The organism is Pseudomonas sp. BF-R-19, from assembly GCF_019956445.1.
GTDB lineage: Bacteria > Pseudomonadota > Gammaproteobacteria > Pseudomonadales > Pseudomonadaceae > Aquipseudomonas > Aquipseudomonas fluorescens_BH.
In genome coordinates this window covers 26,857-50,352 of the sequence record NZ_JAHBDN010000043.1, presented here as the reverse complement: position 1 = coordinate 50,352, position 23,496 = coordinate 26,857, and the positions used below count along the sequence as shown (strand labels likewise).

General features: G+C 59.9%; 22 protein-coding genes and 1 pseudogene. 9 read left to right on the top strand and 14 right to left on the bottom strand.

From position 1 onward, the window contains the following. Nucleotide 1: 1 nt before the first annotated feature. Entirely contained in the window at nt 2-775 is a 774-nt protein-coding gene (locus tag KGB28_RS10160; RefSeq protein WP_223444602.1) for an enoyl-CoA hydratase, read from the top strand. 30 nt (nt 776-805) lie between these two features. On the opposite strand, the pseudogene KGB28_RS31640 reads toward KGB28_RS10160, so the two are convergent. The 4 genes and pseudogenes from KGB28_RS31640 to KGB28_RS10140 all read right to left on the bottom strand — a co-directional run. Then, nucleotides 806-883: pseudogene (locus tag KGB28_RS31640) on the bottom strand (outer membrane lipoprotein carrier protein LolA); the annotation flags it as partial. A 27-nt stretch (nt 884-910) separates the two neighbouring features. Further along, nucleotides 911-2,062: an acyl-CoA dehydrogenase family protein gene (locus KGB28_RS10150; RefSeq protein ID WP_150753569.1), complete on the bottom strand. Its 1,152-nt coding sequence runs from the start codon at nt 2,060-2,062 to the stop codon at nt 911-913. Nucleotides 2,063-2,065: 3 nt separating this feature from the next. After that, complete coding sequence (locus tag KGB28_RS10145) at nt 2,066-3,172, bottom strand: enoyl-CoA hydratase/isomerase family protein (protein WP_150757053.1); 1,107 nt, start codon at nt 3,170-3,172, stop codon at nt 2,066-2,068. Nucleotides 3,173-3,335: 163 nt separating this feature from the next. Next, a complete protein-coding gene (locus tag KGB28_RS10140) occupies nt 3,336-4,229 on the bottom strand; it encodes a LysR family transcriptional regulator (RefSeq protein ID WP_223444600.1) in 894 nt (297 codons plus the stop codon). A gap of 101 nt (nt 4,230-4,330) precedes the next feature. On the opposite strand from KGB28_RS10140, the gene KGB28_RS10135 reads away from it, so the two are divergent. Both KGB28_RS10135 and speB read left to right on the top strand, forming a co-directional pair. Then, nucleotides 4,331-5,422, top strand: coding sequence for a polyamine ABC transporter substrate-binding protein (locus KGB28_RS10135; RefSeq protein ID WP_223444598.1), 1,092 nt, complete (start codon nt 4,331-4,333; stop codon nt 5,420-5,422). A 20-nt stretch (nt 5,423-5,442) separates the two neighbouring features. Then, the gene (gene speB / locus KGB28_RS10130) at nt 5,443-6,402 is read left to right on the top strand and encodes an agmatinase (RefSeq protein ID WP_223444596.1); all 960 of its coding nucleotides are present in this window, start codon (nt 5,443-5,445) and stop codon (nt 6,400-6,402) included. Nucleotides 6,403-6,532: 130 nt separating this feature from the next. Here the strand turns inward: speB and KGB28_RS10125 are convergent, their stop codons facing one another. Then, nucleotides 6,533-7,585 (bottom strand): aldo/keto reductase, encoded by a 1,053-nt coding sequence (locus tag KGB28_RS10125; protein WP_223444594.1) that lies wholly within the window; start codon nt 7,583-7,585, stop codon nt 6,533-6,535. A gap of 159 nt (nt 7,586-7,744) precedes the next feature. Here KGB28_RS10125 and zapE point away from each other — a divergent pair, with 159 nt between their 5' ends. The 3 genes from zapE (at nt 7,745) to KGB28_RS10110 (ending at nt 10,080) form a co-directional block, all read left to right on the top strand. Next, nucleotides 7,745-8,863 carry a cell division protein ZapE gene (zapE, locus tag KGB28_RS10120; RefSeq protein ID WP_223444592.1) on the top strand — a complete coding sequence of 373 codons (1,119 nt, stop codon included), beginning with the start codon at nt 7,745-7,747 and terminating at the stop codon, nt 8,861-8,863. Nucleotides 8,864-8,889: 26 nt separating this feature from the next. Then, a complete protein-coding gene (locus tag KGB28_RS10115) occupies nt 8,890-9,471 on the top strand; it encodes a DinB family protein (protein ID WP_223444590.1) in 582 nt (193 codons plus the stop codon). A gap of 117 nt (nt 9,472-9,588) precedes the next feature. Continuing rightward, nucleotides 9,589-10,080: a GNAT family N-acetyltransferase gene (locus KGB28_RS10110; RefSeq protein ID WP_223444588.1), complete on the top strand. Its 492-nt coding sequence runs from the start codon at nt 9,589-9,591 to the stop codon at nt 10,078-10,080. An 82-nt stretch (nt 10,081-10,162) separates the two neighbouring features. Here the strand turns inward: KGB28_RS10110 and KGB28_RS10105 are convergent, their stop codons facing one another. The 3 genes from KGB28_RS10105 to KGB28_RS10095 all read right to left on the bottom strand — a co-directional run bounded on the left by KGB28_RS10105 (nt 10,163) and on the right by KGB28_RS10095 (nt 12,636). Further along, nucleotides 10,163-10,372 (bottom strand): hypothetical protein, encoded by a 210-nt coding sequence (locus KGB28_RS10105; RefSeq protein ID WP_150723746.1) that lies wholly within the window; start codon nt 10,370-10,372, stop codon nt 10,163-10,165. A 144-nt stretch (nt 10,373-10,516) separates the two neighbouring features. After that, the gene (locus KGB28_RS10100) at nt 10,517-12,253 is read right to left on the bottom strand and encodes a phosphoethanolamine transferase CptA (protein ID WP_223444586.1); all 1,737 of its coding nucleotides are present in this window, start codon (nt 12,251-12,253) and stop codon (nt 10,517-10,519) included. Nucleotides 12,254-12,453: 200 nt separating this feature from the next. Continuing rightward, entirely contained in the window at nt 12,454-12,636 is a 183-nt protein-coding gene (locus KGB28_RS10095; RefSeq protein ID WP_046042083.1) for a DUF6026 family protein, read from the bottom strand. 272 nt (nt 12,637-12,908) lie between these two features. Between KGB28_RS10095 and gnd the strand changes: the two genes are divergently transcribed. Continuing rightward, entirely contained in the window at nt 12,909-13,889 is a 981-nt protein-coding gene (gene gnd / locus KGB28_RS10090) for a phosphogluconate dehydrogenase (NAD(+)-dependent, decarboxylating) (RefSeq protein ID WP_150723748.1), read from the top strand. After that, nucleotides 13,886-15,409 carry a glucose-6-phosphate dehydrogenase gene (gene zwf, locus KGB28_RS10085; RefSeq protein ID WP_223444582.1) on the top strand — a complete coding sequence of 508 codons (1,524 nt, stop codon included), beginning with the start codon at nt 13,886-13,888 and terminating at the stop codon, nt 15,407-15,409. Before gnd ends, zwf begins: the two co-directional genes overlap by 4 nt. Before the next feature lie 111 nt (nt 15,410-15,520). Here zwf and nhaB read toward each other — a convergent pair whose 3' ends face one another. The 3 genes from nhaB to KGB28_RS10070 all read right to left on the bottom strand — a co-directional run bounded on the left by nhaB (nt 15,521) and on the right by KGB28_RS10070 (nt 18,943). Then, nucleotides 15,521-17,023: a sodium/proton antiporter NhaB gene (nhaB, locus tag KGB28_RS10080; protein ID WP_223444581.1), complete on the bottom strand. Its 1,503-nt coding sequence runs from the start codon at nt 17,021-17,023 to the stop codon at nt 15,521-15,523. Between the two features lie 78 nt (nt 17,024-17,101). Further along, the gene (locus KGB28_RS10075) at nt 17,102-18,391 is read right to left on the bottom strand and encodes a hypothetical protein (RefSeq protein ID WP_223444580.1); all 1,290 of its coding nucleotides are present in this window, start codon (nt 18,389-18,391) and stop codon (nt 17,102-17,104) included. A 285-nt stretch (nt 18,392-18,676) separates the two neighbouring features. Beyond that, the gene (locus KGB28_RS10070; protein WP_007970062.1) at nt 18,677-18,943 is read right to left on the bottom strand and encodes a hypothetical protein; all 267 of its coding nucleotides are present in this window, start codon (nt 18,941-18,943) and stop codon (nt 18,677-18,679) included. 342 nt (nt 18,944-19,285) lie between these two features. Between KGB28_RS10070 and KGB28_RS10065 the strand changes: the two genes are divergently transcribed. Further along, on the top strand, nt 19,286-20,611 hold the full coding sequence (locus KGB28_RS10065; RefSeq protein WP_223444579.1) for a sigma-54 dependent transcriptional regulator: 1,326 nt from the start codon (nt 19,286-19,288) through the stop codon (nt 20,609-20,611). A 55-nt stretch (nt 20,612-20,666) separates the two neighbouring features. Here the strand turns inward: KGB28_RS10065 and KGB28_RS10060 are convergent, their stop codons facing one another. The 3 genes from KGB28_RS10060 to KGB28_RS10050 are packed head-to-tail and all read right to left on the bottom strand — an operon-like array spanning nt 20,667 to nt 23,489. Then, nucleotides 20,667-21,974: a hypothetical protein gene (locus tag KGB28_RS10060; RefSeq protein ID WP_223444577.1), complete on the bottom strand. Its 1,308-nt coding sequence runs from the start codon at nt 21,972-21,974 to the stop codon at nt 20,667-20,669. A 46-nt stretch (nt 21,975-22,020) separates the two neighbouring features. Then, nucleotides 22,021-22,782, bottom strand: a complete 762-nt coding sequence (locus KGB28_RS10055; protein ID WP_223444569.1) for a hypothetical protein — start codon at nt 22,780-22,782, stop codon at nt 22,021-22,023. Between the two features lie 26 nt (nt 22,783-22,808). Continuing rightward, the gene (locus tag KGB28_RS10050; protein ID WP_223444567.1) at nt 22,809-23,489 is read right to left on the bottom strand and encodes a C39 family peptidase; all 681 of its coding nucleotides are present in this window, start codon (nt 23,487-23,489) and stop codon (nt 22,809-22,811) included. Nucleotides 23,490-23,496 lie beyond the last annotated feature (7 nt).

The window sequence follows — 23,496 nt, the reverse complement described above, 5'->3', positions numbered from 1 at the left end:
TGTGAGTTATGAAACGATTTTGCTGGAAACCCACGGCCGCGTTGGCCTGATCACCCTCAACCGTCCACAAGCGTTGAACGCGTTGAACGCGCAGATCGTCAGCGAACTGAACCACGCCCTCGATGGCTTCGAGGCTGACTCGAACATCGGCTGCATCGTCCTGACCGGTTCGAAAAAAGCCTTCGCCGCCGGTGCCGATATCAAGGAAATGGCCGAGCTGACCTATCCGCAGATCTACATCGACGACCTGTTCAGCGACAGCGATCGCGTGGCCAACCGCCGCAAACCGATCATCGCGGCGGTCAACGGTTTCGCCCTGGGTGGCGGCTGCGAACTGGCGTTGATGTGCGACTTCATCCTGGCTGGTGACAACGCCCGATTCGGCCAGCCGGAAATCAACCTCGGCGTGCTGCCGGGCATGGGCGGCACCCAGCGCCTGACCCGCGCGGTGGGCAAGGCCAAGGCCATGGAAATGTGCCTTAGCGGTCGTCTGATCGATGCCGTGGAAGCGGAGCGTTGCGGGATTGTCGCGCGTATCGTGCCGAGTGATGAGCTGCTGGATGAAGCGCTGAAAGTCGCGGCGCTGATTGCCAAGAAGTCGCTGCCGATTGCGATGATGGTCAAGGAAAGCGTCAACCGTGCCTTTGAAGTGAGCCTGGCCGAAGGCGTGCGCTTTGAGCGCCGGGTGTTCCATGCGGCGTTTGCGACGCAGGATCAGAAGGAAGGGATGGCGGCGTTTATTGCCAAGCGTGAGGCTGAGTTCCAAGGCAAGTGATGTTAACGCCATTTTGAGCAAGCCTGCTCCTGTAGGAGCGAGCTTGCTCGCGAAAAACCTGAGGGCGCCGGGTTGATTCAGGTGCCCCGCGTCATTGTTGACCTCCATCGCGAGCGAGCTCGCTCCTACAGGGCTTCACACCAGGTAGTTCTTCAGTTCGCGGGCAATCACCATCCGCTGAATCTCGCTCGACCCTTCGTAGATCTGCGTGATCCGCGCATCCCGGTAGTACTTCTCCACCGGATAGTCTTCCAGATACCCATACCCGCCATGAATCTGAATGGCGGACGAGCAGACCTTTTCCGCCATTTCCGAAGCAAACAGCTTGGCTTGTGACGCCTCCGACAGGCAGGGTTTGCCGGCCGTGCGCAGGCGGGCAGCGTGCAGGATCAGCAGTCGCGCGGCGTTCAACTGCATGTGCATGTCGGCCAGCAGGTTGGCGATGCTCTGGTGCTCATTGATCGTTTTGCCGAACTGCACACGATCACGGGAGTAGGCCAGCGCCGCTTCGAACGCCGCGCGGGCGATGCCCAGTGCCTGGGCGGCGATGCCGATGCGGCCGCCTTCGAGGTTGGACAGGGCGATGGCCAGGCCTTTTCCGCGCTCGCCGAGCAGATTGGCCTCAGGGATGGTGCAGTTGTTCAGGGTCACCGCACAGGTGTCGGAAGCACGTATGCCCATCTTGTGTTCGGTGCGATCAACGATAAAGCCGGCAGTGTCGGTCGGCACCAGGAACGCCGAGATGCCACGTTTGCCCAGGTCCGGATCGGTCACGGCAAACACAATCGCCAGCTTGGCACGCTTGCCATTGCTGACGAACTGCTTGGCGCCGTTGATCACCCACTGGCCGTCGCGCAGTTCGGCGCGGGTGCGCAGGTTGTGCGCCTCGGAACCGGCCTGGGGTTCGGTCAGGCAGAAGCAGCCGATGACCTTTCCGCTGGCCAGGTCCGCCAGCCAGGTCTGTTTCTGTTCTTCGCTGCCGTAGTTGAGCACCGGCCCGCAGCCCACGGAGTTGTGGATGCTCATGAAGGCGCCGGTAGCACCGTCGCCGGCGGAAATCTCTTCTACCGCCAGCGCGTAGGCCACGTAATCGACATAGGTGCCACCCCATTCCTCGGGGACCACCATGCCCAGCAGGCCCAGTTCACCCATCTTCGCCACCAGACCGTCATCGATCCAGCCGGCCTTTTCCCAGGCCTGGGCATGGGGCGCGATTTCGCCGCGGGCAAAATCCCGGGCCATGTCGCGGATCATGACTTGCTCTTCGCTCAATTCGATATCGTGCATGGCTCAGCTCTCGCTCTGGTCAAACTCGCTGAAGAAGCTCGCCACGTGTTCGGCGTCCAGCGCCTCGAGGGTGGGCGGGTTCCAGCGCGGTGTCTTGTCTTTGTCGATCAGCAAGGCGCGCACGCCTTCGATCAGGTCGCCGCGCTCGAACCACTGGCGGTCCAGATGCAGCTCAAGGGCGAAACATTGTTCCAGTGGCAGCTCGCGTCCGCGACGGAGCATTTCCAGGGTCACGGCCATGGCCAGCGGCGAGCGGGTTTCCAGCAGGTCGGCGGTGGTGATGGCCCACTCATGGCTGTCGGCGACCGCTACCTGACGCAGTTGCTTCACAATACTCGGCACATCGGGTTGGGCGAAGAAGTGGTCGATGGCCGGGCGCAAGGTCGCCAGTGGCGCATCAGGCAGATGCTGCCTGGCGAGTGTTGCCAGCAGGCCTTGCAGATCCTTGAGCGGCGTGTCGTGCCATTCGAGCTGGTCGAGTTTTTCGTCCAGCGTGCCCAGCTTGGCGCTTTCGATGTACCAGTCGGCCAGGCCGCAATACAGCGCATCGGCGGCGCGAATCTGTACCCCGCTGACGCCGAGGTAAATCCCCAGTTCACCGGGGATGCGCGGCAGGAAGTAACTGCCGCCGACGTCCGGGAAGTAGCCGATGCCGACTTCCGGCATGGCCAGGCGGCTTTTCTCGGTGACCACACGCAAGTCCGCGCCTTGCACCAGGCCCATGCCGCCACCGAGGACAAAACCGTCCATCAGGGCCAGCACCGGTTTGCGGTAATGGTGGATCGCGAGGTCGAGGGCGTATTCCTCGACGAAGAAATCTTCATGCAGGGTGTCGCCGCTTTTGAAGCTGTCATGCAGCGAGCGAATGTCACCACCGGCGCAGAAGGCTTTTTCCCCGGCACCGCGCAAGACCACGGCATGGACTTGCGGATCCTGGGCCCAGGCGTCGAGCTGGCGGTGCAGGTTGCGCACCATGTCCAGGGTGAGGGCATTGAGGCCGGCGGGGCGGTTGAGGGTCAGGTGACCAATGTGGTTGCGTACCTCGGCCAGCACTTCGTTTTGCAGGGCATCCATGAACTGCGCCCCCTTCGATGAAACTTGAGCAGTCATCACTAACTCCCTGCTTTTATTGTCTTTATCGAGATGCTCGCGCGCGAGCGATGACGGATCGTATCAGTGCAAATTTGCCTTGTACAACCCGGATAAGTGCAGGTTATCTGTGCAATTTTGCATGTCGGTGTCCGGTATTGTTACAGCGTAGACCAAGGCCAATTCAGGCAAACGCCGCGAGCAGATCCTCTTCGAACGCCTTCTGCGCCTCGCCGGCCACCTGTGCCCGGTGCCGGGCCAGATGAAACTCGACATCGAAACTCATGTCGCCTCGGCGCACGGCCCTGAGCAAACCCTTGTCTTCCCAGCCACGAGCGAAGTGGCTGGGCAAGTAACCGACATGCCTGCCGGAAAGGATGAAGGCGAGGGTGCCTTCGACTTGTTCGGAGCGTGCCGAACACAACTTGCCCTGGAAGGGTTCGTCACTGCGCAGGAAACGGTAGGGGTGGTCGACCCGGTCGCAGGCCTGCAGATCCTGATCGTCCGGGTTCGGGTTGGTGAACAGCGGATGGCCGGGGGCGCAATACAGATGCTGGGTTTCAATGAACAATTGGCGGTAGTCAAACGCACTTTGCACTTGCGAGAAGTAGCCGATGGCCAGGTCCAGCCGCTGTTGCAGCAGCAGGCGCTCCATTTCGCCGGGCATGGCGCTGATCAGTTCGATGCGCACTGACTCGTCCCGTTCACGGAAGCGCCGGATCGCCCCGGCCACCCGTTGCAGCACCGATTGATCCAGGGCTTCGGACAGACCCAGGCGCACTTCGCCGATCAAGCGCCCGGCCACGCCGTTGGATTGATGACGGAAGGCTTCGATGGACTGGAACAATCCACGGGTGGCGCTGAGCAGTTGTTCGCCCTTGGGTGTGATCCGGAACCCGCCCTTGCCACGACTGCATAGCCGATAGCCAAGGCGCGTTTCCAGTTTGGCCATTTGCTGGCTGATGCTCGACTGGCTCAACCCCAACTCGCCCTGGGCGGCGCTGAAACCACCGCACTCCACCACGCTGACAAACAGACGCAACAATTGCAGATCCAGATCGTGGAGCTGGCCGAGCATCAAACATTACTCCGTCATAAAGTCAGGTTAATTAACTTGATATTTTACCAATGTATCCGACGACGCATCCTGCCACCACTTCCTCTGGTCAGGTGTTCGTCATGGCTCCCATGTTCAAGCTGTGTTTACCCGCGCTGTTCCTTGCCATGGCCGCCTCGGTCCAGGCCGAAGACAAGGTGGTCAATCTGTACAGTTGGGCCGATTACGTGGCCCCCGAAACCCTGCAACGGTTTGAGCAGGAGACGGGCATCCATGTGCGCTACGACACCTTTGATTCTTCGGAGGTGCTGGAGACCAAGTTGCTCACCGGTGGCAGCGGTTATGACGTGGTGGTGCCGTCCTCCAGCGTGCTGGCCCGGGGTCTTGCGGCGGGGGCGTTGAAACCGATTCCCCATGAAGGACTCAAGGGTTACGCCAACCTCGATCCGGACTTGCTGGAAAAACTCGCCGCTGTCGACCCGGGCAACCGTTACGGCGTGCCTTACACCTGGGGCACCCTGGGTTTGGGCATGAACGTCGAGGCGGTCAAGCAGCGCTTGCCGGATGCGCCGCTCAACAGCCTGGACCTGCTGTTCAAACCCGAGTACGCGAGCCAGTTGAAAGACTGCGGCATCGCCATTCTCGACTCACCCCAGGAGGTGATCGGACTGGCGCTGCATTACCTGGGTAAAGATCCCTACAGCACGGACAAGAACGATCTGTCAGCCGCCGAGGCGTTGCTGCATCAGCTACAGCCGAACGTGCTGTACGTCGCCACCGGGCGGCAGATCAGCGACCTGGCCAATGGCAGCGTGTGCCTGGCGCTGACCTACAACGGTGACGCGAGCATGGCCGCCGACCAGGCACGCAAGGCGAACAAACCCTATGAAATCGCCTACCGGATTCCCAGGGAAGGCACCCTCGTGTGGCAGGACAACCTGGCGATTCCCAAGGATGCGCCGCACCCCGAAGCCGCCCGCGTCTTTATCGAGTTCATGTTGCGCCCCGAGTCCGTCGCGGCACTGACTAATACGTTGTTCTTCGCCACGGCGAACCAGGCCGCCACGCCGCTGGTGGATGAAGCGGTGCGCACCGATCCGAACATCTACCCGCTGGCCGACGTGCGGGAACGGCTTTACGCCGACCGCAGCATGAGACTCAAGGACATGCGCCAGCGCACCCGCTTGTGGACCACTTTCCGTAGCCGCCAATAAGAAAAGAGAAGGAGCCTTCAATGGACGTCCCGATGCAGAACGATCAAGCCATTACCCGCGACAGCCTATACGGTACGGCCGCCGAAAGTACCTACGCTGGTATCACCAGTTTCATGCGTCGGCGCTACAGTCGTGACCTGCGTGGCGTTGATGTGGCCGTCAGTGGCGTGCCGTTCGACACGGCCACCAGCAACCGCCCCGGCGCCCGCTTCGGACCACGGGGCATTCGTGCCGCCTCTGCCGGGATCGCCTGGGAACGGCACTGGCCGTGGACGTTTGACCCGTTCGATCATCTGGCGGTCATCGACTACGGCGATTGCGATTTCGATTACGGCTCGCCGCAGTCGACGCCTGAAATGATTGAGGCCCACGCCGAGCACATCCTCAATGCCGGCACGGCAATGCTGACCTTTGGCGGCGACCATTTCATCACCTATCCGCTGCTCAAGGCCCATGCCCGCAAGCATGGGGCGTTGTCGCTGATCCACTTCGACGCCCACAGCGACACCTGGCCGGATGAAGAGGGCAAGCGCATCGACCACGGCACCATGTTCTGGCACGCGGCCAAGGAAGGGCTGGTAGACCCGTCGCGCTCGGTACAAATCGGTTTGCGCACCACCAATGATGATCACCAGGGCTTTCAAGTGCTGGACGCGCGGCAGGTGCATCGCCGTGGCTGCGAGGCGATTGTCGAGGCGATTCGCGCGCGGGTCGGCGACAACCCGGTGTACCTGACCTTCGACATCGACTGCCTCGATCCGGCGTTCGCTCCGGGTACCGGAACACCGGTGTGCGGCGGCTTGAGCACGGTGCAGGCGCTGGAGATTCTCGGCGGTCTGCGCGGGATCAACCTGGTGGGCATGGACGTGGTGGAAGTGGCCCCGGCCTATGACAGCGCGGAGATTACGTCACTGGCGGCGGCGACGCTGGCGATGGAGATGCTGTGTTTGTATGCGGCCAAACACAAGGTCGATAAGTAATACAAAACCCAATGTGGGAGCGGGCTTGCTCGCGAAAGCGGTATGTCATTCAACACCAATGTCGACTGAAACGACGCTTTCGCGAGCAAGTCGGATCGCCGCACCGCCGCTCCCACAATTTTGATTTGTGTCAGGCCACTGGAATGGCCGGCAGGTCGAGAATCTGCCCCCCGCTGAACCGCGCGAACGAACCGGAAATGGATTCGTGCGGCACGCCTTTGGCCACGTCACTGACGCCGTCCAGTCGCGCCAACTGCTCGGTGCTCAACTGCACATCCAGCGCCCCCAATGTCGCGTCCAGTTGCTCACGGGTCCGGGAACCGAGGATCGGGATCAGCGCCGTGGTCGAGCGCCTGGCCTTTTCCCGCAACCAGGCGATGGCCACGTGGGTCGGGCTGGCGTCCAGTTCTGCGGCGACATCGATCAAGGTGTCGAGCAGGGCGGTTTCGCGGGCGCTTTTTTCGGCGTGAATCAGCACGCCGAGCTTGTTCGCGCGATTGTCGCCCTCACTGTTGCGATATTTGCCAGTCAGGAAGCCGCCACCCAGCGGCGACCACAAGGTCGCTGCCAGACCCAGGGCTTCGGCCATCGGCAGTTGTTCACGCTCAGCAGTGCGTTCGGCGAGGCTGTACTCGACCTGGATCGCGGCAATCGGCGCAAAACCACGCACCTCGGCCAAGAGGTCGGCGCGGGCGATGCGCCACGCGGGGAAGTTCGACAGCCCGGCGTAATGAATCTTGCCGGCACTGACCAGGTCGTCGAAGCCGCGCAGGATCTCTTCCATGGGCGTGACGCCGTCGCTCATGTGCGCCCAGAACAGGTCGATATGCTCGGTCTTCAGCCGTTTAAGGCTTTCTTCGACGGCGCGCACCATGTTCTTGCGGCTGTTACCGGTGTGGGAAATGCCGGCCGCCGGTGTAGTCCCGAGGGTGTATTTGGTGGCGATGACCAGGCGATCCCGCTCTGCGGCGATGAATTCGCTGAGCATGGCCTCGGACTGCCCGCCCTGATAGCCGTTGGCGGTATCGATGAAATTGCCACCGGCTTCCAGATAGCCATCAAAAATCCGTCTGGCTTCGTCACGCTCGGCGCCATGGCCCCAACCGGTACCGAAATTACCGGCACCCAGTGCCAGTTCGGAAACACGCAAGCCGGTTTTACGACCGAAAACTTTGTAATGCATGGGATGACTCCAGAGGGATGGCGACAAGATTTAATAGATTTTCAGCAACATCTATTAAATATGATGCTAGTAATTTAAAGCGTCAAGGCGCTTTTCCTTTCTGCACAAAACTGCCGATCACCGGTCACGTTTTTCATTCGCAATGGCATACTGCCGCCCATGACTATCGATTCCCCCTTAAGCGCCTGGCAGCATGCCATCGAACAAAAGGGCTTCGTCCAGGACGAGGCCCAGGAACATGCCGTGTGGGCCCTGCAAAAGTGCCACGAAGCCCTGCACGAAGGCCGCGCGCCCATTTCCGGCGTGTACCTGTGGGGGCCGGTGGGGCGGGGCAAGACCTGGTTGATGGACCAGTTCTACCAAAGCCTGCGCGTACCGGCGCGGCGCCAGCACTTTCACCACTTCATGGGCTGGGTGCACCAGCGCTCGTTTCAACTGACCGGCACCGCCGATCCGCTCAAGGCGTTGGCCCGTGAACTGGCCGAAGAAGTGCGCGTTCTGTGTTTCGATGAGTTGTTCGTCAACGACATCGGCGACGCGATTATTCTCGGGCGCCTGTTCCAGGTGATGTTCGAACAGGGCGTGGTGGTGGTCTGCACGTCCAATCTGCCGCCGGACCAGTTGTACGCCGACGGCTTCAATCGCGACCGTTTCATGCCCGCCATCGCGGCGATCAAGCAGCACATGCAGGTGATTGCGGTGGATGGTGCGGAAGACCATCGCCTGCATCCGGGTGCCGGTTCGCAACGCTACTGGGTGGCCGAGCCCGGCAGGCCCGGCGCGCTGGGTGAAGTGTTCCAGACGTTGAGCGTCGGCCAGTCGGTTTCGAGCGAGTCGATCCAGGTCGGTTACCGCACCCTTGAGGTGGTCAAGGCCAGCCCGACTGTGCTCTGGACCCGTTACGCCGCGCTGTGCGAGCAACCCTTCGCGGCCATGGATTTCATCGCCCTGTGCGATACCTACGGCGCTATTCTGTTGAGTGACGTGCCCAACCTCAGCGCACAGAAACGCGCCGGGCGCATTGCCCGTGGCACCGAGGACGGTGTCGAGCGGGTGGACGCGGGGGATCGCGAGTTGCCGCAGTTGTCGGTGCATGACGACGGGGTGCGACGGTTCATTGCCCTGGTGGACGAGTGCTACGACCGCAAGGTGCCGCTGTACCTTGAGGCGCAGGTGCCGATGGCGTCGCTTTACACCGAGGGTTATCTGGAGTTCCCGTTCCGCCGCACCCTCAGTCGATTGCAGGAAATGCAACTGCAACGGTTTGCCGAAGTTTGATCGGGATTTGATCGGGAGCAGCGAACATGAATCAGCCCCTGTCACACCATTTGCTGACCATGGCCTATCAGAACGCCTGGGCCAATCACCGACTGGCCAAGGCCTGGCGTCAGTTGAGCCCGCAGGAACTGAGCGCACCCCGGGTCAGCTTCTTCCCCACGATCCGCGCCACGCTCAACCACATCCTCACCTGTGACTGGTTTTATGTGGACGCCCTGGAGCGCGAACTGCGCGGCGACGACCCGCATCCCGATTGCCGGGTGTTTTTCAAGGAAGACGAGCCCTGCCTCATGGCAACGGACCTGGTTGGCGAACAGGCCCACGTCGACCGCCGGCTGATCGCCTACTGCGAGCAGATGCGCGACGCCGACCTCGGCAAAATCGTGACCATCGCCCGCGACAACCCGCAACACGACAGTCGTTTGCGCCTGTTGTCCCATTTGTTTGAACACCAGATCCATCACCGCGGCCAGGTTCACGCCATGCTCAGCGGCACCTCGGTCCAGCCACCGCAACTCGACGAGTTTTTCTGCGCCGGAGAGTCGCACTTGCGCGCCGAGGATTTTGCCGAGCTGGGATGGACCGAAGCCTTGATCTGGGGCGCTTGAGCGCCAAAAATTTGCGCGGTTGCGATTGTCGGTACCACGGTGCTCGCGCTATGGTCTGCCGGCACTTCAGCGTGAAATACATGCTGGGGGCTACTTCATGTGTGATCGAGGATGGAAATGGACTCCGCAGAAATTCTTGTGCTTCAGGCCAGTTACACCAATCCGGTGCATGCCGAGGCTATTTGTCTGCTGTTGAACCACTACGCCGAGGACCCGATGGGAGGCGGCCAGCCGTTGCCAGCCAATGTACTGGCGCAACTCCCGGCAGAGCTCGCCAGGCGCCCCCACGCTTTCAGCGTGCTGGCCTTTGTCGGTGGCGAGCCGGCCGGGCTGGTCAATTGCTTCGAGGGATTCTCGACCTTTGCCTGCCGGCCGCTGGTCAATGTGCACGATGTATCGGTGGTGAAAAAATTTCGCGGCCTGGGCTTGAGCCAGAAGATGCTGCAAAAGGTCGAGGACATCGCCCGTCAACGTGGCTGCTGCAAGCTCACCCTGGAAGTATTGGAAGGCAATGCCGTGGCGCAGGGTTCGTATGAAAAAGCCGGTTTCGCCGCCGGCATGTTCGACCCGGCTCATGGTCGAATGCTGTTCTGGACCAAGAGCCTCTGACTCAACAGGCAAAAAAAAGGGCGCCGATCAGGACGCCCTGTAGTCTTCTCCGACTGTAGAGCCGCAGTCAGGAGGCCATGGATCATTTCGGTCTGTAGGTTTCAGTCATTTGTGCGGTTTGATCGTCCGGAACCCGCAGCTCAGTGCTTTGGATAGGGTGGCCCAGAGCTTGTTGCTGGGCCAGTCGCAGGCTTTCGTAGTAATAGCGCATGCGTTCGGCTCCACCTTCGGCAAAAGCGCTGGTTGAGCCCAAGGCCATCAGGCCGGCGAGAATCATTGCGGTGCGTTTCATGGTTTGCCTCCCACTACAGATGTCGGATGCCTTTCGTCCATGAATCAATGAAGCAGTGTCGAATTGGCATTATCCGCCGATTCGGTTAAATGGGAATGAACTTCACGAGCATGAAAAAGGGGCCGGAACCGGCCCCTTCAAGGATCACTGCTGGACGACCGTCGGTGGCGTCTTCGGCTTCATCAGACTGAAGTCGATCAACGCCCGTTGCTCACGTTCATACGGGTTGCCGATCATCAATGGCCGGGGCTTGAAGCTGTCGCTGACCACGCTCTTGCTGCGATCGAGCTCGTCGAAGCTCAGGCCTGCGAGGTCCGCCCAGGTGTGGATCAGGTGCGAACTGCTGTAAGGACGCGACAGATCGCCGGCGAGGTTCCAGTCATGGGCTGCTCGCCATTTCGGGGAGGCCCAGGCCATGAACGGAATGGTGTACATCGGTGCTGTCGGCTTGTTCTCGTTGCGCCCCAGGGTGCTGTGGCCCACGGAATCGAACACGTCTTCGCCATGGTCGGAGAGGTACAGCAGGAAGCCGTTCGGGTCGGTCCTGGCGTAGTCCTTGATCAGGCTGGACACCACGAAGTCGTTGTACAGCACGGCGTTGTCGTAGCTGTTGTACGTCGGCAACTGGTCATCGCGAATGCCGGCAGGCACGCCGTCACGGTCCTGGAACTTGTCGAAGGTCGACGGGTAGCGGTACTGGTAGCTCATGTGCGTGCCGAGCAAATGCACGACGATGAGTTTGCGCGGTGCCGCATCGGCCAAGGCCTTGTTGAACGGCTCGATCACGTCGCCATCGTACTGGGCGGCGTTCTGGTTGCGGTTGTTGTTCAGGTACACCTGCTCGTCGGCCTGTTCGGAGAAGGTCGTGAGCATGGTGTTGCGCTTGGTCATGGTCTGCTGGTTGGTGATCCAGAAGGTCTTGTAGCCCGCCTGTTTCATCATGCTGACCAACGATGGTGTCGACAGGTACAGGTCCGGGTTTTCTTCGTCGGCGAAGGTCAGGACCTGCTGCAGTGCCTCAATGGTGTAGGGACGCGGGGTGATGACGTTGTCGAAAACGTCCAGTTGATCCTTGAGCTTGTCCAGTTCCGGCGTGGTTGCCCGGGGATAGCCGTACAGGCTCATGCGCTGACGGTTGGTGGACTCGCCGATCACCAGCACCAGGGTCGCAGGCGTGTTGGCCGTGGCGTCCTTGAGGTTGTGCAGCGGTGGAATCTTGCTGGCGCTTTCGAGCATGTCCTGCATTCCGGCCAGGGTGTCGAGGTAACGGTGATAGGCCACGGCCATCTGCCATGGCACCGCAGGTTCGATGCGGGTTTCGAACTTCTCGAAACCGGCGGCGAAACTGCCGGTGCGCTGGGTCTGCTTGATCAGCGGATAGGCGACCACGGTGAACAGGAGGGCGGTTGCCGCGACCAGCGCCTTGCCACGGGGCAGGTACACCGGGCGCAGGCGTGTCCACAGGAACCAGGAAAAAGCGCTGTGGGCGAGGAACGCCGGGACCATCCACCAGGCAAAGTACTGGGTCATGTACTCGCCGGCTTCAGCCACGTTCGACTCGAACATGATGAAGATGACGCTCTGGGAAAATTCTTGCTGATAAATGAAGAAATATCCCAGGCTCGCCATGGAGCACGCCCACAGTACAACGCCAATCACGGCGGCCATGACACGGGTTTGCCGAGGGAACAGCAACATCGGCGCCAGCCAGATGGCGCTCATGACGAAGGCCTGGCGGAATCCGGTAAAGCCGGAGGTGCCAGTCAGCTGGATCAGTAGTTGGGTAATGCCGGAAAAGTACCAGAAGAATACAAACAGCCAGAGGAACCCGGCCCAATCAAATCCTGCCGCAGTCGTTTTGCTGCGTTTAAACAAAGACATTCAGCGCTCCAGCCGAGAATTCACTACCACCGCCGGGACTTGGATATCGCGGACGACGAACGAGGGCCGCGCGGAATCGGGCGACCTAAACGAGTAATTATTGTGAAACAATTGTGAAAATTATGTGAGTTGCCAGGAGTGGCAGGGCGTGAGCCGGTGCGGAAGCAGTGCAATCAGCTCCCGCTTGAAAGGAGGGGGTGTCAGGCCAGTGGAGCGCGTTGCGTCACAGCCAGGGGCTGCGTCTGACCGGTTTGCAGCAGCAGCCGCAAGTGCGCCAGCTCCTGTTTCAATTGATCGCGTTCGTCCTTCAACTGGCGCAATTCATCGCGACGGATAGTGACGTAAAGGGTTTGTGCTGGCAGTGCGGTGTGTACTGTGCCCATTGCTCACCTCGCAAATGGCGTGTCTCAACTGTAGGTACGCCTCGAAATCCGGGGCTGACCTACTATCGGCGCCAATTTTGATTTCTTTTACCCCCAAAGGGAACTTTTTTATTTTTCATGGTCGTTGTGTCTTCGGTTTGATTCCCGACGTTATCCATCAGGATCGGGCACAATGCCCGGAAACTTCACGCCAACGCTCTGGACTAACCTCATGAGTCGCGTTGGGCTATAACCTTTGACACACTTTTATTTGTAGTAGGGAGCATCAGCACATGCAACTCGGGATTATTGGACTGGGCCGCATGGGCGGCAATATTGCGCGGCGCCTGATGCTCAACGGGCACACCACCGTTGTTTATGACCGCAATACCGCCTTTGTCGAAGCCCTGGCCACAGAAGGCTCCACGGGCGTCACCGATCTGCCAGCGCTGGTCGCTGGCCTGGCCAGGCCGCGTGCGGTCTGGGTCATGCTGCCAGCAGGCGCACCGACCGAAGAAACCATCGACACCCTGAGCACCTTGCTCGAAGCCGGCGACACCATCATCGACGGCGGCAACACCTTCTATAAGGACGATATCCGTCGGGCGAAGACCCTGTCGGAAAAAGGCCTGCATTACATCGACGTCGGTACGTCCGGCGGCGTCTGGGGTCTGGAGCGCGGTTACTGCATGATGATTGGCGGCGATGCCGAGACCGTTAAGCGCCTGGACCCGCTGTTCGCAACCCTGGCCCCGGGCCTGGGCGACATCCCGCGCACCAAGGACCGCAAGTCCGACGACGAGCGTGCCGAACACGGCTACATTCACGCCGGTCCCGCCGGCGCCGGGCACTTCGTGAAGATGATCCACAACGGCATCGAATACGGAATGATGCAGGCCTTCGCCGAGGGCTTCGACATCCTCAAGACCAAAAACAGCGAGAGCCTGCCGCAAGACCAGCGTTTCGACCTGAACGTCGCCGACATCGCCGAAGTCTGGCGTCGTGGTAGCGTGGTGTCCTCGTGGTTGCTGGACCTGACGGCCGACGCCCTGGCCAGCGATCCGAAGCTCGACGGTTTTTCCGGGTCCGTGGCCGACAGCGGTGAAGGACAATGGACCATCGAAGCCGCGATGGAGCAAGCGGTGCCGGTGCCGGTGCTGTCGAACTCGCTGTTCTCTCGCTACCGCTCGCGTGGGCAAGGAACCTTTGGCGACAAGGTTCTCTCGGCCCAGCGCTTCGGCTTCGGCGGCCATGTGGAGACCTCGAAAAAATGACCCACTCGATCCGCAGAAAATCCAAGGCTGAACCCGCGCCGCCGACCACGCTGTTCCTGTTCGGCGCCCACGGCGATCTGGTCAAGCGCCTGCTGATGCCGGCGCTGTACAACCTCAGCCGTGACGGTTTACTCGGGGATGGACTGCGGATCATCGGCGTTGACCACAACGCCATCAGCGATGAAGGCTTCGCGAAAAAGCTCGAAGACTTCATCCGCAACGAGGTGGCCACCAGGACCGGCAAGGGCGATCAAGCCCTTGACCCGGCGCTGTGGGCCACGCTCGCCAAAGGCATCAGCTACGTCCAGGGCGATTTCCTGGACGACAGCACTTATCAAGCGCTGGCGGCAAAAATCGCCGACAGCAGTACCGGCAATGCGGTGTTCTACCTGGCCACCGCGCCGCGTTTCTTCAGTGAAGTGGTACGCCGCCTCGGCTCGGCCGGCTTGCTGGGAGAAACCCCCGAGGCCTTCAGAAGGGTGGTGATCGAAAAGCCCTTCGGCTCCGACCTGCATACGGCCGAAGCCTTGAACGCTTGCCTGCTCAAGGTGATGACGGAAAAGCAGATCTACCGCATCGACCATTACCTGGGCAAGGAGACCGTGCAGAACATCCTGGTCAGCCGGTTCTCCAACAGCCTGTTCGAAGCGTTCTGGAACAATCACTACATCGACCACGTGCAGATCACCGCCGCCGAAACCGTCGGCGTGGAAACCCGTGGCAGTTTCTATGAGCACACCGGCGCGCTGCGGGACATGGTGCCCAATCACCTGTTCCAGTTGTTGGCGATGGTGGCGATGGAACCGCCCGCCGCATTTGGTGCCGATGCGGTGCGCGGCGAGAAAGCCAAGGTCGTTGGCGCGATCCGTCCCTGGACGGTCGAGGAGGCCCGCGCCAACTCGGTGCGCGGCCAATACGCCGCCGGTGAGATCGACGGCAAGGCACTGGCGGGCTATCGCCAGGAAAACAACGTCGCCCCCGACAGCAATACCGAAACCTATGTGGCCCTCAAGGTCATGATCGATAACTGGCGTTGGGTCGGCGTGCCGTTCTACCTGCGTACCGGCAAGCGCATGAGCGTGCGTGACACCGAGATCGTGATTTGCTTCAAGTCGGCGCCCTATGCGCAGTTCCGCGATACCGAGGTCGATGAGTTGCAGCCGACCTATTTGCGCATTCAGATCCAGCCGAACGAAGGCATGTGGTTCGACCTGCTGGCCAAGCGTCCCGGTCAGGCCTTGAAAATGGACAACATCGAGCTCGGGTTCGCCTACAAGGATTTCTTCGAGATGCAGCCGTCCACCGGCTACGAAACCCTGATCTACGATTGCCTGACCGGCGACCAGACGCTGTTCCAGCGCGCCGACAACATCGAAAACGGCTGGTGCGCGGTGCAACCGTTCCTGGATGCCTGGCAGCAGGACTCCAGTGTGCAGAGCTATGCCGCCGGGGAAAACGGCCCCAAGGCCGGCGAAGAATTGCTCACCCGTGACGGTCGCGTCTGGCACAGCCTCGGATAATACGTATCTCCTGTGGGAGCGAGCTTGCTCGCGATGGCGGTGTGTCAGACACAGGGATGTTGAATGTGCCGCCGCCATCGCGAGCAAGCTCGCTCCCACAGGGTTTGGGGGTTACAGCCAGTAGCTCACCGCATACCACCCGAGCACGCCCATCACCACGGTGTATGGCAATGCCATCCAGACCATTCGCCCGTAAGACAGGCGCACCAGCGGTGCAATCGCCGAGGTCAGCAGGAACAGAAACGCCGCCTGACCGTTGGGCGTCGCCACGCTCGGCAGGTTGGTACCGGTATTGATCGCAATGGCCAGCGTTTCGAAATGCTCACGGGTCATCTCACCCGCCATGAACGCGCGCTTCACTTCGGTGATGTAAATGGTTGCCACGAACACGTTGTCGCTGATGGCGGACAGCAGGCCGTTGGCAATGAACAGCATGCCCGGTTGTTGGTCTGCCGGCAGCGTCAGCACCCAATGGATCAGCGGGGCGAACAGTTGCTGATCGTGAATCACCGCGACCACAGCGAAAAACACCACCAACAATGAGGTGAATGGCATGGCGTCCTTGAACGCGGTGCCCAGGCGGTGTTCGTCGGTGATGCCGGTAAAGGCGGTGATCAGCACGATCACCATCAAACCGATCAAACCCACTTCGGCGATGTGAAACGCCAGCCCGGCAATCAGAATCAATGCGGCAAAGCCTTGCACCAGAAGCGCTGCACGTTGGCGCGTGGTGCGCTCGGCATTGTCTTCGGCGGCGTAGTTGGCCAGCACCGCACGGACGTTATCCGGCAGCAGCGTGCCGTATCCGAACCAGCGCAGCTTTTCCAGCAGAATGCACGTTACCAGCCCGGCAACCAGTACCGGCAGGGATACCGGCGCAACCCGGGTAAAAAACTCGGCGAAGTGCCAGCCCATTTCATGGCCGATCAGCAGGTTTTGCGGTTCGCCGACCAGCGTACAAACGCCACCCAGCGCGGTGCCCACGGCACCATGCATCAGCAGGCTGCGCAGAAAGGCGCGGAACTGTTCGAGGTCGCCGTGGTGCAGGGTGGGCAGGTGTTTGTCGTCGCTGAACTCGCTGTCCTGACGCGGATCGTTACCCGAGGCAACGCGGTGATACACCGAATAAAAGCCTACGGCGGCACTGATGATCACGGCGGTCACGGTCAAGGCATCGAGGAACGCCGACAGGAAGGCCGACAAAAAGCAGAACATCAGGGCCAGCAGGGCCTTGGAGCGAACCCCGAGCAGCAGGCGCGAGAACAGGTACAGCAACAGGTCCTTCATGAAATAGATACCGGCCACCATGAACATCAGCAGCAGGATCACCGGGAAGTTGTGCAGTAACTCGTCGTACAGTGCCTGGGGCGTGGTCATCTTCAGCAGCAGGGCTTCAATCATCAGCAGGCCGCCAGGCATCAGCGGATAGCATTTGAGCGCCATGGCCAGGGTGAAGATGAACTCCAGCACCAGTAGCCAGCCGGCAGCCACCGGGCCTGCGGTCCACAGCACCAGGGCATTGAGAATCAGAAAGCTGACGATGCAGGCCTTGTACCAACGGGGCGAGTGCCCGAGAAAGTTGTGCGCGAACGCCTGGGCCATTGAACCGGACATCGGCTGCTCCTTGTCTTGAGAAGCGCGCAACTTGCCGTAAGCGCGCGAGAAGATCAAGCGCAGGAAAAATGCCAGTGTTTATCCCTGGAAGCGAGCGATGACCGCCTTGTAGTTTCCTTGCAGCGAATAGCCTCCAACGACGATGTTGCCATCGGCTTGCGCGGCGATACAGGTGGCGGTATCCAGGCTGGGGCCGAGGCGGGTACGTGTATAGCCGCTGCCTTTGCCAAAACGGCGATCGGGAAGGCCGTTAGGCAGGTATCGGCCGAGAATGAAGTCTGCTTCGATGCCGCCGATGGTGGCGCCCGCCGTCAGCACAGTGCCATCGGGCTGCAATTGTGCGGCGGTCCACTGGCATCCGCTGTAACCGATTTCCCGACGCTGCGGATGTCCTCCGTTGCAATGAGTGTCGGGTCGGCCGTTGCTGTGCATTTTAAATGTCAGGCAGTGCATTGGCTCGCTACTGCTGCCAAAACACAGGACGTCACCTTCGTTTTGCTGGACCACCCGGCTGACCCGGGCGCCATGCCCTTGCGCCTTGAAGGTCATGAATCCATCCACGGCAAAACGGTCGTCGAGGCGCCCGTCAGGGTGATAGCGTGCCAGCAAGCCTTCCTCGGGAAAGTTGATCGATCCACCGACCAGAATTCGGCCATCACGTTGTACCGTCAGGCTGCTGAGCCAGGTATTCATCAGCAGGTGCCTGACCATCACGAAGCCGCGGTCATTGAACGAGCAGTCCAGCGAGCCTTCGACATCCAGTCGTATCAACATACCGACGTGATCGGCCAGTTCGAAGTGATGGTTGGCCAGGATCAGGATCCGGCCGTCTTGTTGTACGTCGACATCGCAGGCTTCAGCGCCCGGCACACCGGGAGGGAGCCATTTATCGCGCATGCCCAGGGACAAACCGCCAGGCAATCGCACGACACAGCGGCCATTATCGCCAAAGCTTCGAACCAGGCGACCGTCCTGGTCCAGCAATGCCAGGGCCGGGAGCGTGCGGTGTGCGTTTTCGTATTGCAGGCCGGCCAACAGGATATTGCCGTCGGGCAAGATCAGGACCTTGGTGCCCATGGCTTCGAACCCCGGCTCGAATTGCCCGATGACACTGCCTTGTTTGCCGAACGTGAGGTCTGCGCAACCATCCTCCAGCAAGCGGGCCAGGCCAAAGCGGCTGCCATCGGCCATGCCGACTTTTGCAGCTACCAGCAAACGACCTTGCGCATCGATCGCAACGCCATTGGCCAGGCTGAAAAGGCTGTCGGCGAAATAGACCTGGGTTTTGCCGTTGGCGGCAAACGTCGTATCGAGGGCCCCGGCGTTGTTCCGGGTGGTGGGGTAGGCAAAAGCGGACTGGATAGACATGCGCCGCATCTCCTTGCGAGTCGTCTTGGTCCAGAAGTTTGGGTGGCGACTTGTAAGGACAATATTCAATCCCTGAATGAAAGGATGCGCAACGGTAAGAACTAACAGACGGAGGGTCGTTGTGTGCCACAACAGTGTCTTTTCGAACCAATGGCGAGCCTGCAAAGTATCAGGCGTATGCAAAGTTCGAATTAAACAGTGTCAACTAGTGCGCGCGGCCAAAAAAACCTGCGAGCTAAAGACAGGAGGAGGGCGCGGATTACTCCGGAGTAATCCGCAAAACGATCAGTGCGGCATCGACCACGATTGCAGTGTGTAACCTTCCTCGCTCAATTCGGCGCGGGCCTGTTCCAGCAGCAATTCGAGTTGGGCGGGATCGGAATAAGCGCTGCTTGGGATCTGCTTGCGGCCAATGCTGGTGCTGGTGCGGTCGATAACGGTCAGGCTGAGTTCGCCATTACCGTCTTGTGGAGCCCAGGCCACGCATTTGAATGGTTTAAATGCGCGGTCGGCAATCAGAAGTGCTTCGTTGATACGCAGCGGGGCGTTCATGGGGTCTTCTCTCTGTATGCCCAATCAAGTGATGTGCCGACGGTTGGGCTTACCGTTCGGCTGGTTACTTGTACTGATGCCCGCAACCGGGGTTTGGGTCACACACAATCAAAAGAAATTTCCACTTTATTTCACAGGCTCAAGAATGAGCCTGACATTGAAAGCTGAATGAAAGGAAAGAGTCGTTAGGTAACTAACATAATCGCAACTTATAACTGGTTGCATTGCATGCCTATAGTCAAACGGTACAAGCCCCTGTCAAATTCTTGCTAATGTTACAGCCAGGTCCGCCAAATGACTGTTTTTAATAAATTTTCGTAAATTTGGCGCCAAGGAACAGTCATGAGTGATGCGCCTGCCTTACGACGTTTATTAGTGGTGGACCCCTGTGACGATTGCTATCGTCTGCTCCCTGGATTGCGCGCGATTGGTTGGGACGTTGACAGCTGCACGCTGGAGAACGCCGCTGACCGAACCTGCGACGTGGGCTTGTTACGTTTGCAGCCCTTTCACCTTGAGCACCCGGAGGCTGTCAAAGAGTTGATCACCCGCAGCGGCACCGAGTGGATAGCTGTACTCAATCAGGAAGTGCTGCGGCTGCAAAATGTCGGCGATTTCGTCTGTGAGTGGTTTTTTGACTTTCATACCTTGCCGTTCGATGTGTCCCGGGTTCAGGTAACACTGGGCCGGGCGTTTGGCATGGCACGGTTGCGCGGGCAGGGCACGGTCCATGTTGACCAGCCCGAGCACGAATTGCTGGGCGACAGCAAACCTGTCCGTGAACTGCGAAAACTGTTGAACAAACTGGCTCCGACCGAATCTCCGGTGTTGATTCGCGGTGAAAGCGGCACTGGCAAGGAACTGGTCGCACGAACCCTGCATCGTCTGTCCCTGCGTCACAGCAAACCCTTTATCGCGATCAATTGCGGTGCGATTCCCGAACACTTGATCCAGTCCGAGCTGTTTGGCCATGAGAAAGGCGCATTTACCGGAGCGCACCAACGCAAGGTCGGACGGATAGAAGCCGCCAACGGTGGCACTCTGTTTCTCGACGAGATCGGTGACCTGCCACTGGAGTTGCAGGCCAACCTGCTGCGGTTCCTCCAGGAAAAACACATCGAGCGGGTGGGCGGCAGTCAACCGATTGCGGTGGATGTGCGGGTTCTGGCGGCGACGAACGTTGACCTTGAAGCGGCCATCGCGAAGAAACGCTTTCGCGAAGACTTGTATTACCGCTTGAACGTACTGCAAGTGTCGACCGTTCCGTTGCGCGAGCGCCATGGCGACCTGGCGACGCTGGCCAACCACTTCTCCCATTTCTACAGCCGTGAAACCGGGCGCCGCCCACGCAGCTTCAGCGACGACGCGTTGATTGCCATGGGCAAACACGACTGGCCAGGCAATGTTCGCGAACTGGCCAACCGCGTTCGTCGTGGGCTGGTGTTGGCCGAAGGCCGGCAGATCGAGGCCCGTGATCTGGGGTTGATCAGCCAGCATACAATCGCCGCGCCGATGGGCACCCTCGAAGAATACAAGTCCCGGGCCGAACGCCAGGCATTGTGCGATGTATTGAACCGCCACAGCGATAACCTGAGCGTCGCCGCCAAAGTATTGGGTGTGTCGCGACCAACCTTCTACCGGTTGTTGCACAAGCACCAGATTCGCTGAGCCACCATCCAGAAACCAAAAACCCGTTGCGATTGCAGCGGTTTTTTTGTTCGGCTCAGAAGTAGTAAGGGAGTTTCAGGCTGAACTGGAAGTCCGGGGCATCGTCCGTCATGCCGATGGACAGGTTGGGGACGATGGTCAGGTTGTCGGTGGCCGCAATGGTCATGCCGATGTTGAAGTAACCGGCGTTGGCATCGCTGGAGACCACCGATTGCCAATCCCCGCCATCTTCCTTGAGCTTGCTTTTGCGTTGCACCAGGTCGGAGACCGAGAACGACATGCTCATCTTTTCGTTCAAGGCGAACGCGATGCCGGCGCCAATCTGGAAGCTGTCGCCGATACGTACCTTGCCCGGTGTCTCGACCGCCGGGTTGGAGCTGATGTCGTCGAAAGACTCTTCCAGGTTGTGCGTGTAGGACAAGCTGCCGAACAGCACGGCCGGATCGAACGTCTTGACCAGCGAGATCCCCGGCGTAATCGACCAGACGCCGTTACCGGTAGGCAAGGATTCAGGCACGGCCAGATTGGAGTTATCGGCCACCCGAACCAGCTTGATGCCGAACGGGTCTTTACCGGTAGGCGCCTTGACGCGCAAGGTCACCACGGCATCCGGCGTGTTGGCCGATTCGTCGAGGAATTTGTAGGCGATACCGAAGTTGACGTCACCAATGGTCGGGTCTTCCTTGACGGTCTCTTCGGTGGTGACGTTTGCGGTGCCGCTATTGCCGCCACCGGACTGGTACGTGGACTCTCGGTAGACCACCGGCACGTTCAGGTCGAACTGCCAGCGGTTGTTGAAGTTGTAGCGGCCGGTGAGGTCAAGTGTCCAGGTGTCGGCCTTGATCCGGTCCAGGTTGATGGCGCCCAGGAAGATCGAGTCCAGGGCGAGAAAACCGTTGAGGACTAGTTGGCGGGTATCGTATCGGGAGTAGGTTATCCCGGTTTCGACGCTGAACTTGCCACCGCCGAAGAACCCGCTGGCCTCGTCATACAGGTTCGAAACGCTTTGCGCCGGTTGCGAGTCATTGGCCAGCGATTGTCCATAAGAGCTGCCGCTGCCCCCGGCGGCGCCCCCTGAAGCCGCCGCGGCACCGGTGCCGGTGGCGACGTTTGGATTGCCCTTGAGGTCCGCTGGCGACTTGGCCAGGCGTTTGGGAGGGGGCGCAGCGGGCTGTTCTTCGACCTGACGGACCCGTTGTTCGAGCACCGCCAGGGCTTTTTGCTGTACTTCGTATCGTTGCTTCAACTCCAGAAGCTCTTGTTTGAGAGCCTCCAGTTCCGGGTCAGGTGCTGCCTGCAACATCGCCGCCGGGAGCAGAGCACTCAAGCATGCAACTGCACGCAGTGATACTGATCGGTGCATGGAATAAGCCGTCCATTTGTGCCCAATGGTCCAGACTCAGCGTAGTTCAATAGCCCATGGTCCGTAATGCAGCGAGTTGGTTGAGGTTGCAGTCCAATGCACCCGCACTCGGGCCATTATTGTTGAGCACTACGTTGAGTTGAGTCATGTTGTCGACCACATTGCTGCTGCCCAGCAACCGGGTGTTTTGCAGCAACCCGCCTTGGGCGACCTGTTGCAGGCTGGTGCCCTGGTTGTTGTTGGCGGTAATGGCCATCTGAACACCGCCGCTCGTCGCGGATACGGCGACACTGCCTGCGGCATTGCTGCCGGTAATGGTTTGACCGGCTATCAGCGCCTGGCCCTGGCTCGGTACCAGTGCAGGGGCCGTGCTGGCCTCTTTGACGTTGATGGCGATGTTGTTGTTGGCGCTGTTGCCATCGCCTGCGGCCCGTGTGACCTGGGTTATGCCCCGGGAAGTGCTAAGGGCCGCGCCCCCTGTCACGTGACCGCTGCCCGACCTGGACGAACCGCCATGACCGGATTGCTTGATGGTTGAAACATAGAACTCGGGCTTGACCGTTGCGGCTTGAAGCTGCATTGAGGTGGAGGCCCCGATCAGATCACCACTGGCATTGCGCCAGGTACTGCTCATGACGACACCGAAGCTGATGACCCGCCCCGGCATCACATACCGGCCACGCAGCTCGGCCAGTTCCTGGTCCTTGATTTCGATGGGTCTGAACTCATCAGCAAAACCTGAAGTGTTCGCTGCCAGACAGGCCGCGACCACCCAATACGAGGTTTTCATTTGCTGCTCCCGGAGCATCCTGCCCCCTGTCATCTTGTTGGCGATTAAAAGAAGTCGCTCTGTATGAAACCAAAATCCATCAATTCAGCATCTTTGACCGGGTTGAAGTTATCCATCTTGTTCTTGGCTGTCAGCGGTTCCGGTGGACTGCGTAACGCATTGGTTTTGTCGTAACCGGGACCGACGATAGCGAAAATAATGCCATTCCAGCCTTTGACAAAGTCATCATGGGAGTAGCGTTTGTGACCGAGTACCGGGTCGCCGATATAGACCCAGTGCTTGTCCGCCCGCTGCATCACCACGAAGTGCTTGTAGCCGCGAATTTCCATCAGCACCACCACCGGAATCGTCACGGCTTCGAGTCTTTCCGGCGGGATCCTGTAGCCCCGGGCACGCATGCCGATGCGTTCTATGTAGCGCTTCATGTCCAGCATGGAAAAACCCTGGGTACGCACAATGTCCTGGTCTGCGGTGACCAGCATGCCCTTGATGATGTGCTCCTCATCGACGTCGAGCCAATAGGCCTGGCGCAGTATCGTTGCCAGCGCGGCGGCGCCGCAGCTGAAATCGGTTTTCTGTTCGACGATGTCGCTGAACTTGCGCTCGCGCAAACTCTGTACGTGCTTGTACACCAGCACGCCACCCGGCAGGGCGGCAACCGGCATCTGTGCAGCCTGGGTCAAGCCGGACAGGCAGAGCAGGGCGAACAGGACAGACTTACACATGATCGAT

What these genes read in the sequence shown, in the direction of transcription:
- KGB28_RS10100 (WP_223444586.1), bottom strand. Translation starts at nt 12,253, where the DNA reads ATGTCTTTGTTTAAACGCAGCAAAACGACTGCGGCAGGATTTGATTGG.
- KGB28_RS10125 (WP_223444594.1), bottom strand. Translation starts at nt 7,585, where the DNA reads ATGCATTACAAAGTTTTCGGTCGTAAAACCGGCTTGCGTGTTTCCGAA.
- KGB28_RS10095 (WP_046042083.1), bottom strand. Translation starts at nt 12,636, where the DNA reads ATGGGCACAGTACACACCGCACTGCCAGCACAAACCCTTTACGTCACT.
- KGB28_RS10140 (WP_223444600.1), bottom strand. Translation starts at nt 4,229, where the DNA reads ATGCTCGGCCAGCTCCACGATCTGGATCTGCAATTGTTGCGTCTGTTT.
- speB (WP_223444596.1), top strand. Translation starts at nt 5,443, where the DNA reads ATGGACGTCCCGATGCAGAACGATCAAGCCATTACCCGCGACAGCCTA.
- KGB28_RS10070 (WP_007970062.1), bottom strand. Translation starts at nt 18,943, where the DNA reads ATGAACGCCCCGCTGCGTATCAACGAAGCACTTCTGATTGCCGACCGC.
- gnd (WP_150723748.1), top strand. Translation starts at nt 12,909, where the DNA reads ATGCAACTCGGGATTATTGGACTGGGCCGCATGGGCGGCAATATTGCG.
- KGB28_RS10050 (WP_223444567.1), bottom strand. Translation starts at nt 23,489, where the DNA reads ATGTGTAAGTCTGTCCTGTTCGCCCTGCTCTGCCTGTCCGGCTTGACC.
- KGB28_RS10115 (WP_223444590.1), top strand. Translation starts at nt 8,890, where the DNA reads ATGAATCAGCCCCTGTCACACCATTTGCTGACCATGGCCTATCAGAAC.
- KGB28_RS10145 (WP_150757053.1), bottom strand. Translation starts at nt 3,172, where the DNA reads ATGACTGCTCAAGTTTCATCGAAGGGGGCGCAGTTCATGGATGCCCTG.
- KGB28_RS10075 (WP_223444580.1), bottom strand. Translation starts at nt 18,391, where the DNA reads ATGTCTATCCAGTCCGCTTTTGCCTACCCCACCACCCGGAACAACGCC.
- zapE (WP_223444592.1), top strand. Translation starts at nt 7,745, where the DNA reads ATGACTATCGATTCCCCCTTAAGCGCCTGGCAGCATGCCATCGAACAA.
- nhaB (WP_223444581.1), bottom strand. Translation starts at nt 17,023, where the DNA reads ATGTCCGGTTCAATGGCCCAGGCGTTCGCGCACAACTTTCTCGGGCAC.
- KGB28_RS10060 (WP_223444577.1), bottom strand. Translation starts at nt 21,974, where the DNA reads ATGCACCGATCAGTATCACTGCGTGCAGTTGCATGCTTGAGTGCTCTG.
- KGB28_RS10065 (WP_223444579.1), top strand. Translation starts at nt 19,286, where the DNA reads ATGAGTGATGCGCCTGCCTTACGACGTTTATTAGTGGTGGACCCCTGT.
- zwf (WP_223444582.1), top strand. Translation starts at nt 13,886, where the DNA reads ATGACCCACTCGATCCGCAGAAAATCCAAGGCTGAACCCGCGCCGCCG.
- KGB28_RS10055 (WP_223444569.1), bottom strand. Translation starts at nt 22,782, where the DNA reads ATGCTCCGGGAGCAGCAAATGAAAACCTCGTATTGGGTGGTCGCGGCC.
- KGB28_RS10150 (WP_150753569.1), bottom strand. Translation starts at nt 2,062, where the DNA reads ATGCACGATATCGAATTGAGCGAAGAGCAAGTCATGATCCGCGACATG.
- KGB28_RS10110 (WP_223444588.1), top strand. Translation starts at nt 9,589, where the DNA reads ATGGACTCCGCAGAAATTCTTGTGCTTCAGGCCAGTTACACCAATCCG.
- KGB28_RS10135 (WP_223444598.1), top strand. Translation starts at nt 4,331, where the DNA reads ATGGCTCCCATGTTCAAGCTGTGTTTACCCGCGCTGTTCCTTGCCATG.
- KGB28_RS10105 (WP_150723746.1), bottom strand. Translation starts at nt 10,372, where the DNA reads ATGAAACGCACCGCAATGATTCTCGCCGGCCTGATGGCCTTGGGCTCA.